A 13,415-nucleotide genomic window follows, 5' to 3' on the forward strand; every position below is an offset into this window, starting at 1 on the left:
ATTCCCCTCAGCTATCCGTTTATTCTTTGTTTGAGATTATTCCGCTTTTTGTCTTTTCATCCAATAGATACCTACTATCGTCAGTAACATGACACCTAAACCAATATACAATGAAATCCCTTTGCCACCAGTTGCTGGTAAGGTTCCTTTGTGTTTGTTTGGTACTTTTTCTGGCGTAATCAATTCACCTGCAACCGCATAGGATTGCTGATCTACCTTAAAAGCAATTCGTTCAGTTAATTTCACATAATTGTTTGGTGCCTTTGTTTCTTCTAGATAATAAGTTCCATAAGACAATCCTGTGATATCAACTAATCCATCACTTGTTGTTGTAAAAATCGTAGCTTCTTCCTGTGAAGTCGTCCAGGTCACTGCTTTTGTTACTGGATCAATGACTAAATACTTCGCTGTCGTTGCATCTTGATCACGTACCACAAACGAAGCCTCTGCTAGTGGTTTTACATCAGCTACTGCTCCATCTACTTTAATAAATCGTTTCCCACCTGTCAGTACTTCAACCGTTGGTGGTGTTTGATCTGTCGTATGCCCTGTATCAACATTTGCTTTATTGTTATAACCTTGCGTTGGTTCCGCTAATTGATTCAAATACATATAATAGACAAAGCGCAACGTACCGCCTGGAGTCAATGAAGGGATATACGTTGGATTAATTGCCACTGTAAAGCCGTTGGTTTGTTCGCTGATTTGATAATTTTTAGGATCAATCAGCTGATCGCCATCATAAAGAGCATAGCTTGTCTCACCTGTCGACTGGTTCATAAATGTTAATGCTGAATCATGGGTATCGATCAATTGGAAGGTGGTATACTTATTATCTGAACCTTCTTTATCCGCAATCCCAACAGGTATATTGACCGTTATTTCATAATTGATTGGCTCACCGATTGCTACATCTTGTCCAGCTAATTGTGGTGTCGTTTTTTCTACGTTCGTCGTATCGTTTTTCACTGTGAGGTCAACTGGTGTTTGATTACCGGCAACGATTGTAAATGGTGTCGTCGTCTGCTCCGTGATCATCGCCGCATTTTCAGGTGCTTTTACTTCCTCTAGCACATAATTTCCGACCTCTAAGCTGGTGACGAGCAATTGCCCTTGCTCTGCCTCTTTTTCAACAAAATCCTCTTCACCTATTTCATAGCTTTTTCCACTGACAAAATGCTTCGCCTTTGATTTGTCTGTCGTCCATGTATACATCCCTTGTGCTACGCTTTGGATATATTTTTTTGCTCCTGACTCTTCTTTGACGAGAATAAATTCTGCCCCGTTCAATGCTTCTCCTTCAGCAGAACCGATTTTTTTAACGTTCAGTGTCCCATTATTTTCAACGATATTTTTAGGATATAAATGGATTGTCTCGAGCTCTTCTGTTCCGTATTGGTAAGAGCCGTCTGCTTGTTTGATCAATTCATAGACTGGAAAAGCCACTACCATGTTTGCACTAGCAGTCACTCCTGATTTGGCTTCTTCTTCAATCACATAGACCGCATCTTTTCCAGCTTGCTGTTTAGGCAAGGAGAAAGAAAGATCGCCATTCGCATTTGTGGTACCTGAAAGAAGCGCTGTACCAGAAGTCTGTGATTGCACCAAAGTTTTTGCTTCTTCGATCGATGCTCCGTTTTTTCTTGCTTCAGCAAATGCTTCGGTCACATCATACACATGGAATGTGATATCAGCTAGTCCTTGGTATTCATTGAATTCAGCCATTTCTTTCCCTGTATTTTGGATGTTTTGTACGGGAAAATCTAGCATTTTCTTTTTGTGTAGCACTACTTCCGCTTCAGTTCCTTCAGCAAATACATGCTGGATCGGAAACAACGCAACCAATGAAAGTACTGAAATAAAACATAGTAATAATGATTTAAGATTTTTGCTATTCTTCATTCTTCTTACTCCTGTTCTTTTGATAAATAATGAAACTCCCTATGATCAATACACCACCAAAAATACCAACACTGATTTTTTCTTCATTTGTTCTAGGAAATAAAAAGGGAGTTTCTTTTTTCTTATTGGTGATTTTCAAGGGTTCGCTCGGCTGTCCATTGATTGCATAAGACATATTTTTGACGGTAAATGAGATAGCAGACGAATTTTTTTCATACCCTTTTGGTGCTTTGATTTCTTCGAGCAAATATTCTCCGTCTTCTAAGCCAGAGATGGAAAACAAGCCATTGCGATCAGACGTCAATGTTAGAGCACCTCTGGCTCGTCTTTTCCAATCATATTTTCCATCTTTCACATGAAGGTATTCTTCTTGTTGATTTTTGACCAAGAATAGCGCATCTTCCAGCGCCTGATATTCCTGATCTGTTGTGATTTTTTGAAACCACTTTCCTCCGGTTCGAATGTAAGTGCTTTGTACTAATGATTCAGTTCCGATATCTAATGTGGCTTGGTTGATGATTGGTTGATCGGCAATTGCTTCATCTAGTAATCGCATTTGATAGTCGACCTTTACAGTTTTACCAGCTAGCTCTTGCAAGTCTTGACCACTAAAGGCAAGGCTGAATCCTTGGCTATGACTATGGAGCGTAAGTTTTTTCAATCGTTTATTTTCACTGTAGACCTCTAGAGTTTCAGCCAATAACTCCAATTCTTTCGCGGCATTGTCATTAACGAAACACGTTTTTTCAATTGCTATCTCCTCAGGAAACTGGATTTCCAATCGATAGCAAATACGCTCGCCAATTGAATAATCATTTTTTTCTTCAATTAGTTTTTTTTCAAAGTCGGTCGTAGATGCTTCCTGACTCAGCTTAGGGTAAAGATGAACTTCTTTTTGTGGGTGATCATCTGAATCATAAAGCGGTAAAACAATCACTAAGTTTTGCGTTTCCATTAAAGCGTCTGAAAAACAAGTAGTTTCATTCACTAAATAAACATTCCCTGTTTGATTGGTAGACTCACACAGGTCGAAGATTACTATGTCTTCACCTTTGTCGCTTGTTTTTGTCTGCTTTTCCATTAGAAATGAGCCAGCCGAGGTTCCTTGTCGGGCAATGATTTGTTGCGTTTCTTCAACCGTGAAACCTTTATTTCGTAATTGATAAAATGCCTTTGTCACATCATAAACGGCAAAACTTGCTTTTTCGTTCGTTTGTTTGTCCGATATAAGGTCGGCAGTATGAACAATCAATTGAACCCTCTCTTCTGTTTGAGCAGTACTCTTTGCAGACCCAATAATCAATAGAAACGGAAGCATCAACAAAAGCCAATATTTTTTACTCACTTGATATGTCCCCTCGTTTGTTCATCAATAAGTAAATGATGAATGAACCGATGGCACTGAGGCTTAGTAAAAGGAGACCAAGTCGGCCAGCTCCTCCTGTTTCTGGCAAAGGAATCAACGCCTGATTGGTGATTGCCAAATGAATTTGGTTATTTTTACTGCCACTTTGCAGTTGAACTTCTGTTGGTTCGCCAGCTACCGTCACTTTTCCATCTGTTTGGATAACAATTTGCAAAGGTTTCTCCAAGCCTAAATAACCTTCTGGCGTTTTGATTTCCTCTAATGTGTACTCCCCAGGTTCAAGGTTCTTAAAAACAAACGTATCGATTGCTGTTTCATCACTTGGCAATTCGCTTTGTCCAGTTGGACCAGATAATCTGAAAACTGCCCCTTTTAAAGCTTGACCCGTATCTGTTTTCTTTAGAATCGTTAAATCAAACGGTTTGATTTGATTGTGATGCGTCAATGTCCAAACTGCTGACTCTTCCACATTTTCTCCGTCATATATAATCGTTCCATAAGGATCAACTTTAAATGTGTAATTTCCTGGAACGGTATCGTAGCCACTCGGTCCTGCCGTCTCTACTAAGCGATAGTCTCCCGCTTTTTGTATCATGAATTCTGCCAATCCTGAGGACGAGGTCACTTCCTCTTTTAAGGTTCGATAGCTTCCAGTATCTTCTTTTAGTTGTAATGCAAAAGTCGCTCCTGCCAAGTTTACTTTTTGCTGGTCTTTTTCGGTGTACTTTCTGATCGCTACCGGAAGCTCTGAAAATGGATTTTCGATCGTCAATTGAATCACTTGATCAAGAACTGTTGCTTTTTGATCATCTACTGTTACTTCTCCGGTTTTAGAAATAGTGATCGCCCATGTTTGCTTTTCTGCTTTTTCATGTCCAGCGGGTGCGCTAACTTCTGTCAATGTATAGGATTTTTCTTTTTCCAATCGTATCTCTTCTGGCAATGAATAGGTGCCATCCTCATGGTCAAGCAACTGGATATCTTTTCCTTCAATCGTTATTCGGAATACTGCTCCTTTTAAGGGGTGATCATCTGAGGAAGATGTCTTAATGATTTTTAAATCTAACGGAACAAATTGTTTCGTATTTTTCCAAGTTGTTGCATTGACTTTTTCTGAGTTGTAGCCTGGTACGTTTAATTCGTTCACAGCCTCATAATGAAATTCTTGTCCTTGATTGTTGTATTTTGGTAAGCTGAGCGTTTCACGACTTGCTTTATCGGTTTCTAACAGTTTGGTGATGTTCTTTCGTTCCCAAACATTCGTGTCATCCTTTTCAGGCTGACGCAGTTGCACATAGCCACTTTCCCAGCTAGACGGGGCAGTGCCCCCTGTCCGTTTGATTTCATAGATCACTTTTTCTGGTCGAGTCGTCGTATCTTGATCAAACTCTTCCCACTCTTTGAAGAAACCAAGGGTAACACTTGGCGCTTTCGCTGACGGAACACCAAATTTTGCAATGTCATCTGAGTCAGACTTCGGCTGAAAAGTTGTTAGGCCGTTCATCTGATACCACTTGTCCGGTTCGAATGTTTTGCTTTCCGTTTGGAGTCTGACTTGATAGTGTAGTTGGAGTTCTTGCCCTTTTTCTAAATAGATCTGTTCGACTTGGATCGTTTGATCCTCGATCGTGAGAATAGGTTCAACGGACAATGGACTTGTTCCTACACTTTTAACAGAAGCACTTTCTATTTCATAGACGAATGGCTCAACGATTGGATCAGTGATTTTCCCGTTAACAACTGTTCCGGAAAGTTGGACAGCCTTTTTAGCTAAATAATCAGCAATATCCGTAGACTCATTTGCGGATTCATAATATAGCGTACCGTCTTCACCACTGGAAACCATCTTCCGCATCCGGTTTTCTACTTCCTCTTTCGTGATACCTTCTGTTTCATCTCCGTGTAGTTGGATACCTAGACCATGGATTTCGATCCCTCGTTGTTTCAGTGCCATGGCTTCACCAATCGTGGCTGTAAATGTCGAATTGATCCAACGCCATTGGAAATTTTGATCTTTGACTGGTACGAGATAAGGTAGTGAAATTTTGGAAGTATAGTCGGGGTGATCGACATGATCGGTAAAACTTGCGCCATAATAACTCCCGTCTTCTTCAGTCACCACACTGGCTACTTGATATGAACTTGTTGGAACACCATCTGTTAGTAAAACGATTACTTTTTTATGGCCATTTTGCTCCGATAACATTTCACCTGCTTGACGTAATCCATTTTGAGTAAACGTACCACCACTTGTTGTTGCTGGCGTTGCTGCTTTGATCTCTTCTTTAACAGAATCAAATCCTGCGATAGGGATCGAGCGGTTCGCATACCCTTCACTGGAAAAACCAACGTATCCTAAATTGATTTTTTCCGTCACTCCACTTTCTGTTAACGTATCAACAAACCGGTCAATCGCATTTTTCACCTCAACAATACGGTTCTCCTCATTCATACTTCCCGACCAGTCAACGACCAATACAACATCCATTGGAGTGATATTTTTTTGGGTATTTCCTCGAACATTCAGGTACAGATCAAATAATCCGGGTGTGGCTGTCTCGTTAGCAAATTTTCGGATAGCGTAATCGGCTTCTTCTTTTTCCCCACCGTATTCGATATAAGAATTGGTCAGATTCGTTGGATTGCCGTCCCATTTAGTCAGCCCATCCCATTGCGCTTGTCCTTGACGATTCCCTTGATGATTTCGGACATTCTCACTATTCTTAGGTTGCCACATCGCTTTCGGATAGGTTCCTTGCTCATCTGTGGTATATTCCGGTTCGATCGTCGACAAACTTTTGCGATTACTTTCTCCATCAAATAATTGTGGTTGATCAAACGGCCGATATTCTTCTTTGGGTGCGGATGAATCATCTGTTGTATCTTGAATTGTAGAAGAGCTCACGGTTTCAGATGTATCTTCACTTGTTTGTGCAGTTTTCTGCTTCTCGCTATCTATAGAAAAAGAATAAGAAACTGCTTCGGCTAAAAGAAATTGACCTGTTTTTTCTTCTATCTGGATATTGAGTTGAAAATCTTTACTTGTATCCGGTAAATCGATCGTCCATTCTTTTTCACCCACGCCTTGTGAAAAAGCACTACCTACCCATATTTGTTGTTCTTCATCCTTATATTCTTGGTATTCCTGAGAAATAGAAGAAGTAAGCAAATTATTTTCAGGTACATCACTCGGATGTAATTGGAACAGAAAACGCCTTTCTTGATTTTGCTCATTCAGTCGATAAGAAATCGTCAGCTGTTGCCCAGATTGCTTGAGATTTACTTCTCCATATTCATTCTTCAGTACCTCTACCACTCCTTCTTCATTTGCTGCTGCAATCTTTACTTTTTGAGAATATAAATAGGCAATGAAGAATAACGATAAAAGAGTGCAAATGACAAGATATCGTCGCTTTTTCATTTATGGATACCTCCTTAGAAAAACTTTAAAATCCAATTAGATAATATAAAAAAAAGAAAAGATTCACTAATTTTTCCAGATCTCTTCTCTTCGGTTTCTAAATGTTCATTTATAGTTATTTTAAATCGATATCCCTTTTTTAAAATGATTGAACGAATAATGTCCATATGTTATTTAAATCCTTCCACTCTCTCTTTTCTCTCAAAAATCACACCTGTTGAATGATAAATTTGAGACAGCTCCACTAAAAAAATTTCTAAATCCTCTATTGTTTTTTTAGAAAATTGAGACAAGTATTTACAACCGAATTTAAATAAGGTATTAATATTAAAAACAAAAAAGAAGGTGACCAATTGATTGAAAAAATTTTATTAGATGATCATGCCAGAACAAAATTAAGTGTATACGGTAAGTTGATGACATTATCACCAGGTGAATATAGCATGGATGATGTGCGGGAAAACTTAGATTTTCATTTTAGTGCCGTTCGTTTCAAAAAAATCTTATTTGCCATACAAGAAGATTTAGCACAATTCACTGAGATCAAACTGTTACATAGTAAAAACAAGTTATCCATCAATGAACAACTTGTTCAATACACCCAGTATCAACACTACCTTTCTACAGAAAGCGTTCCTTATAAACTATTGATCAGTCTTCTGACAGAACAAGACAAAGACCTTGCTGATTTTTGTAATCGTCACTTTATCAGTCGTTCGACCTGTTTTCGGCAAACTAAAAAATTGGCTGAATATTTGAAAGAATATCAAATCAATTTGAACTTATCGAATCTTACCTTGTCCGGATCTGAGATGTTGATTCGTATCATCTTTTTTAATTTCTTTTGGTTTGTTTCATTAGGGGAAAGTTTGGACATCCTTCCCTTTAGTCAAGAAGTCACTGCGCTGATCTATAAGCATGAAGAAGATTACCATAAGAACAAGTTTGATCTTGGAAAGAAGCAAGCGAGTCTTCACTGTTTGATTTGTTTGACTAGGATCAAAAATAACCATTCGACTGACATTTATAAATTAACAAGAGATTCTTTTATTCCAAGCGGAACAAACATTGACTTCTTTTACGATTTCTTCAAGTTCGCAAATGTTCGTTTAGATATCTTAGAAGTAAACTCGTTGTTCTATTTGTTTTATTATTGGCCGTTCCTTACTTCCAACCAAGATATTCGAATGTCGATCATCCAACATTCCTATCACCAACCAAATAATGAAGTCAAGGATCTTTTAGAAGAGTTCCAGAACCATTGTCAGACATTTATCGGTACATTTCATTTTGAAAAGGAACCCGCTTTGTATTTGAACCTTTACCTTTCTATCGGTAATTTTAGTTTGTTTAGGCAAAAAATCCCTTTAACCACGTTATTTATCTCTTCTTATATTCAAGATAAGTATCCACTTTTACGTATCTTGACCATCAAAATCGAAGGCTTTTGGAAAAAAATTGCTCAACGAAAGAATTACACATGGCTGAAAGCATGTATCAGTGAATTAGCTTTTATCCAAGCGTGTTTACTTTATCCGTATTATTCAGAAATCGATGAGAATTATAAGTTGAACGTTGGTTTCATCAATGTTTCAGAGCATTTGATTTCCGCTGAGATCTTGAATCTAGGCAAAAAGATTCCCTTTGTCGATATCGAGCAGCTAACACTGCCGATCACTGAAGAATATGACTTTTTTATCTTCGGCTCCCCACTACTGATTCCTAAGGGGCTTGATCCTTCTAAATATACGGTCCTTGACTTTTGTCATTATAGTGACTTCGAAACTGAGCTGTATCAACGTCTATTAGAAGTCCATCATCTCAAGTTGCAAACGTTGTTCTCCGATTGATTTATCTATGTAAAAAAAGCTTTTAAGCACGATGCTTAAAAGCTTTTTGGCTATACTCGATTATTTCGCACGTTTTACGTATGAACCTTCTGCTGTATTGATTTCTAATAATTCATCCGTTTCGATGAAGTCAGGAACGTTGACTACTAAGCCTGTTTCCATTGTTGCAGGTTTACCAGAACCAGTAACTGTCGCACCTTTGATCGATGGTTGTGTATCAACGACACGCAACACAACAGTTGTTGGTAATTGAACACCGATTACTTCGCTACCGAAGAATTGGATTTTTACTTCCATGTTTTCTAAGATGAATTTCATTTCTTCAGCAACAGTTTCTACAGGGATCTCATATTGTTCATATGTTTCTAGATCCATAAAGAATGCTGTGTCATCCATTGTATATAAGTATTGGACTGGTTTTGTGTCGATGTGCGCTTTTTCGAATTTTTCATCTGGTCTTAAAGTTGTGTCATAAGTTGCGCCAGTACGAACATCTTTCAGTTTCATACGCATCACAGTATTTCCTTTACCAGGTTTGTGATGGCTTGCATCTATTACTTTGATCAATTTTCCGTCTTGGACAAATGTCATTCCGGCTTTTAAATCGCTTGCTGAGATCATTATTTTTGCTCCTTTTTATCTTAATCATAATCACCCTTATTGTATCAGACAAACGCTGATAAGACTAGAAAATTATTGTTTTTGAAATTTTACTCTTTGACTTTCTTGTTTATTCATGATATTTTTAGTTAAATCACTATTGGAGGGATAAACATGGCGATCAATTACTCAAAACAATTGAAGTATTGTTGTTGTATGGTGTGTAAAAACAGCATACTGTTTGCCATGTCTATTAATTGCCCTTCATAGTTGAACGAAAGATCTCTTTCTGTCGTGAAAGTGTTTTCTTTCTTAGTCTTTCAATTTATGATCTTACAAGGAGCTGATTAATTAGTCAGCTCCTTTTTTATTTTACTTTTTGGAGGTTTGGATTCGTGATCATCTCATCAATTACTGAAGCAATCGGGCATACGCCCATCTATCAATTTACTGCAAAAGATTTTCCTATGCCCAAAGATTCTGTGATCTATGCAAAACTGGAATACTTGAATCCTGGCGGCAGTATCAAAGATCGTTTAGGTTTGTATTTACTGTCTTCTGGTCTTGAAAGCGGAAAAATCGATCAAGACACAACGATTATCGAACCGACTGCCGGAAATACAGGAATCGGTTTAGGCCTGGCAGCTTTAAATTTCAAGCTAAAAACAATTTTTGTCGTACCAGAAAAATTTAGTATCGAAAAGCAAAAAATCATGCAAGCGCTAGGTGCAACGATCGTACACACACCTACAGAAGAAGGAATCGTTGGTGCTATTGAAAAAAGTAAACAATTAGCTTCTGAGATCCCAAATAGCTACGTACCCTTGCAATTTGAAAATCCAGACAATCCAGCAACCTATTATCAAACATTGGGACCCGAACTCATCGAAGAATTAGCTGGAAATATTGACAGCTTTGTTGCTGGAATCGGCAGTGGTGGTACATTTGCGGGAACAGCAAAATTTCTAAAAGAACGTATCCCTGAGCTTCGTTTGATCGGTGTGGAGCCAGAAGGATCGATCTTGAATGGCGGGCCTTCACATGGACATGAGATTGAAGGAATCGGTGTTGAATTTGTTCCACCGTTCCTCGATGATTTGCCAATTGATCAGTTTGAAACCATTTCTGACGCCGAAGGATTTGCTTACACCCGTCAACTTGCAAAAGAGCATGGCTTGTTAGTAGGCAGCTCAAGTGGTGCCGCTTTTGCAGCAGCCTTGAAAGAAGCGCAACGTCTACCAAATGGTCAGGCAATCCTCACCATTTTTCCAGATACATCAGACCGTTACTTATCGAAAAATATTTATCTGTGAGCAATCATCCAAACAATAAACTTAATGAAGAAATTGGAGGAAACATTTATGCATATTCAAACAAAACTTATCCATGGTGGTATTAGTGAAGATCCAACAACAGGAGCAGTCAGTGTGCCGATCTACCAAACATCGACTTATCGTCAAAATGCGGTAGGACAACCTAAAGAATACGAATATTCACGTTCAGGTAATCCAACACGTTTTGCTTTAGAAGAATTGATCGCAGATTTAGAAGGTGGCGTTCGTGGCTTTGCATTTGCCTCTGGCTTAGCAGGAATCCATGCCGTATTTTCTTTATTTCAATCAGGCGATCATATCCTTTTAGGTGATGATGTCTACGGAGGAACTTTCCGCTTATTTGACAATGTACTCACAAAAAATGGCTTACAGTATACTATTGTCGATACAAGTAATCTTGCACAGATTGAACAAGCAATCCAGGAAAACACAAAAGCATTGTACCTAGAAACCCCAAGTAATCCCCTACTAAAAATCACTGATTTGAAAGCAGGAGCAGAAATTGCAAAAAAACATGATCTATTAACGATCGTAGATAACACATTTGCTACACCTTACTTCCAGAAACCTTTAGAATTGGGCGCAGATATCGTTTTACACAGTGGAACGAAGTATCTAGGTGGGCATAGTGATGTCGTTGCTGGCTTAGTAACGACAAATGATCAAGCATTGGCGGACCAAATTGGCTACTATCAAAATGCAATCGGTAGTGTGTTAGGCCCACAAGATAGTTGGTTGATGCAACGTGGCATCAAAACGCTAAGTGTCCGAATGGAAGAACACCAAAAAAATGCCTTTGCAGTAGCTGAATTATTAGCGAACCATCCCGAAGTCGAAGCAGTCTATTATCCTGGACTAACTACTCATCATAATCACGAGATCGCCAAAGAACAGATGTCCGGCTATAGTGGAATGATTTCATTTACTTTGAAAAACGATGCGGATGCTATTCCTTTTGTGGAATCATTGAGATTATTCATTTTAGCTGAGAGTCTAGGAGGGGTAGAAAGTTTAGTTGAAATCCCTTCTGTCATGACGCATTCTTCTGTTCCTAAAGAAAAACGTGAAAAAGCTGGGATCAAGGATGGACTGATTCGTTTATCTGTTGGAATCGAGTATGCCCAAGATCTTTTAGATGATTTGACGCAAGCATTTGTACAAATGAAAAATCACTGATTCATCTTATCCAGAAAGAATCGAAAAAAATCAGTCAGTTTTATACACCTTCCCTTCAATTAGTGTTAGAATTTAAATAAATCAACTAATCTTTTTTGAGGATTTCTATTTTCCAAAAAAGAGACAATAAGTGAGTTAGGAGTAATTCAATATGAAAATGAATGTCGAAAGTTTTAATTTAGATCACCGTAAAGTGAAAGCACCTTATGTCCGTGTAGCCGACCGCAAAACAGGTGAACATGGCGATTTGATCATCAAATACGATGTGCGTTTCAAACAACCAAACAAAGAACATATGGATATGGCTGGTTTACATTCTTTAGAACATTTAACTGCCGAAAACATCCGTAATCATGCAGATTATATCGTTGACTGGTCACCAATGGGCTGCCAAACAGGTTTTTATCTAACTGTCATCAATCATGAAAATTATGACGAGATCTTAGACGTGTTAGAAAAAACGATGGAAGATGTGCTACAAGCAACAGAAGTTCCAGCAAGCAATGAGATCCAATGTGGCTGGGCTGCAAACCATACATTAGAAGGTGCGCAAGCTTTAGCTCGCGAATTTTTAGCAAAACGAGATGAATGGTCAGACGTTGGCGTATAAATAGACGCTTAGCTTATTTTAGAATAACGGAAATGAAGCCAAAAGAAGGGTACATTTTCTAGATATAAACCGTAAAAGCAACAAATAGCGTGGCCTATTTTTAGCTTTTGCGGTTTAAATTTAATCATTTTTATACTAATTTGAGTTTAGCAAGAAGCAAGCTACTGCTATCACTAGTTTACGAAGGAATAACGTTTAAAGGAGGAAATAATCGATGAATATTTACGATTTTGATGTCACATTAGAAGATGGTACAACTTACTCATTGGATAAATACAAGGGACAACCAATGATCATCGTCAATACTGCAACAAAATGTGGTTTAGCTCCACAGTTCGAACAGTTGGAGGAACTTTATCAGACCTATCAGGAAAAAGGCTTAGTCGTGTTGGGCTTTCCTTCGAATCAATTTAAACAGGAAGTCTCTTCTGCAAATGATGCTGCCGAGGCCTGTCGCACAACTTATGGCGTCACATTTCCTATGCATCAACTAACAGTGATCAATGGGGCGGATGCTGACCCTTTATTTGATTACTTAAAAGAACAAGCACCAGGGACCTTGACTCCAGCAATCAAATGGAATTTCACAAAATTCCTTATTGATAAAGATGGGCAAGTGATTGAACGTTTTGCGCCAAAAACTTCTCCCTTAAAAATGAAAGAATCAATCGAAGCGATTATTTAATCAATAATAGAGTGATCAACTTTTTCGGGTTTAAAAAATAACTTCATTTTCATTTTGAGAAACAACTACCATTAACTAAAATACATGACCTTGAAATCCATTTTTTCATTTCAAGACCATGTATTTTTTTGACTAAGCGATTGTGAGAAGCTCCTTTTATTTTTAAAATAGACAAAAAAAACAGCTGAACTTTCGTTCAACTGTTTTTCATTTGCGTGGCGGCGTCCTACTCTCACAAGGGGCAACCCCTCACTACAATCGGCGCTAAGAAGCTTAACTTCTGTGTTCGGCATGGTTACAGGTGTATCCTTCTCGCCATCGCCACCACACTTGGTGTTATCTATTTCTGAGTAAATCTTGTTCACTCAAAACTGGATTTGAAGTATCAGTAAGAAACTCTCCGAGTTTTTCATTTTATTTTGGTTAAGTCCTCGATCGATTAGTATCAGTCCGCTCCATACATCACTGTAC

Annotated in this window: 9 protein-coding genes and 1 rRNA gene; 5 read left to right on the forward strand and 5 right to left on the reverse strand. The window is 38.4% G+C overall.

Annotation, left to right across the window (positions count from 1 at the left end):
• Positions 1–36 precede the first annotated feature (36 nt).
• From JZO83_RS01995 to JZO83_RS02005, 3 genes are read right to left on the reverse strand one after another with little or no spacing between them, the layout of a single operon-like run.
• A complete protein-coding gene (locus JZO83_RS01995; protein ID WP_207114864.1) occupies positions 37–1,902 on the reverse strand; it encodes a SpaA isopeptide-forming pilin-related protein in 1,866 nt (621 codons plus the stop codon).
• Positions 1,892–3,247 (reverse strand): pilin N-terminal domain-containing protein, encoded by a 1,356-nt coding sequence (locus JZO83_RS02000; RefSeq protein WP_207114865.1) that lies wholly within the window; start codon positions 3,245–3,247, stop codon positions 1,892–1,894. Before JZO83_RS02000 ends, JZO83_RS01995 begins: the two co-directional genes overlap by 11 nt.
• The gene (locus JZO83_RS02005) at positions 3,240–6,689 is read right to left on the reverse strand and encodes a SpaA isopeptide-forming pilin-related protein (RefSeq protein ID WP_207114866.1); all 3,450 of its coding nucleotides are present in this window, start codon (positions 6,687–6,689) and stop codon (positions 3,240–3,242) included. The genes JZO83_RS02000 and JZO83_RS02005 overlap by 8 nt, the downstream gene beginning before the upstream one ends.
• 353 nt (positions 6,690–7,042) lie before the next feature.
• Here JZO83_RS02005 and JZO83_RS02010 point away from each other — a divergent pair, with 353 nt between their 5' ends.
• Positions 7,043–8,539 carry a helix-turn-helix domain-containing protein gene (locus JZO83_RS02010; RefSeq protein ID WP_207114867.1) on the forward strand — a complete coding sequence of 499 codons (1,497 nt, stop codon included), beginning with the start codon at positions 7,043–7,045 and terminating at the stop codon, positions 8,537–8,539.
• Positions 8,540–8,599: 60 nt separating this feature from the next.
• On the opposite strand, the gene efp is transcribed toward JZO83_RS02010, so the two are convergent.
• Positions 8,600–9,160 (reverse strand): elongation factor P, encoded by a 561-nt coding sequence (efp, locus tag JZO83_RS02015; protein ID WP_206856737.1) that lies wholly within the window; start codon positions 9,158–9,160, stop codon positions 8,600–8,602.
• 374 nt (positions 9,161–9,534) lie between these two features.
• On the opposite strand from efp, the gene JZO83_RS02020 reads away from it, so the two are divergent.
• From JZO83_RS02020 to JZO83_RS02035, 4 genes are all read left to right on the forward strand, one after another.
• Positions 9,535–10,452, forward strand: coding sequence for a cysteine synthase family protein (locus JZO83_RS02020; protein WP_207114868.1), 918 nt, complete (start codon positions 9,535–9,537; stop codon positions 10,450–10,452).
• 48 nt (positions 10,453–10,500) lie between these two features.
• Positions 10,501–11,649: a cystathionine gamma-synthase gene (locus tag JZO83_RS02025; RefSeq protein WP_207114869.1), complete on the forward strand. Its 1,149-nt coding sequence runs from the start codon at positions 10,501–10,503 to the stop codon at positions 11,647–11,649.
• Between the two features lie 151 nt (positions 11,650–11,800).
• Entirely contained in the window at positions 11,801–12,259 is a 459-nt protein-coding gene (locus tag JZO83_RS02030; protein WP_206856743.1) for an S-ribosylhomocysteine lyase, read from the forward strand.
• A gap of 214 nt (positions 12,260–12,473) precedes the next feature.
• Positions 12,474–12,944, forward strand: a complete 471-nt coding sequence (locus tag JZO83_RS02035) for a glutathione peroxidase (protein ID WP_207114870.1) — start codon at positions 12,474–12,476, stop codon at positions 12,942–12,944.
• A 213-nt stretch (positions 12,945–13,157) separates the two neighbouring features.
• On the opposite strand, the gene rrf is transcribed toward JZO83_RS02035, so the two are convergent.
• Positions 13,158–13,273 (reverse strand): 5S ribosomal RNA (gene rrf / locus JZO83_RS02040).
• Positions 13,274–13,415 lie beyond the last annotated feature (142 nt).

It is taken from the genome of Enterococcus sp. DIV1298c (assembly GCF_017316315.1).
GTDB lineage: Bacteria > Bacillota > Bacilli > Lactobacillales > Enterococcaceae > Enterococcus_B > Enterococcus_B mangumiae.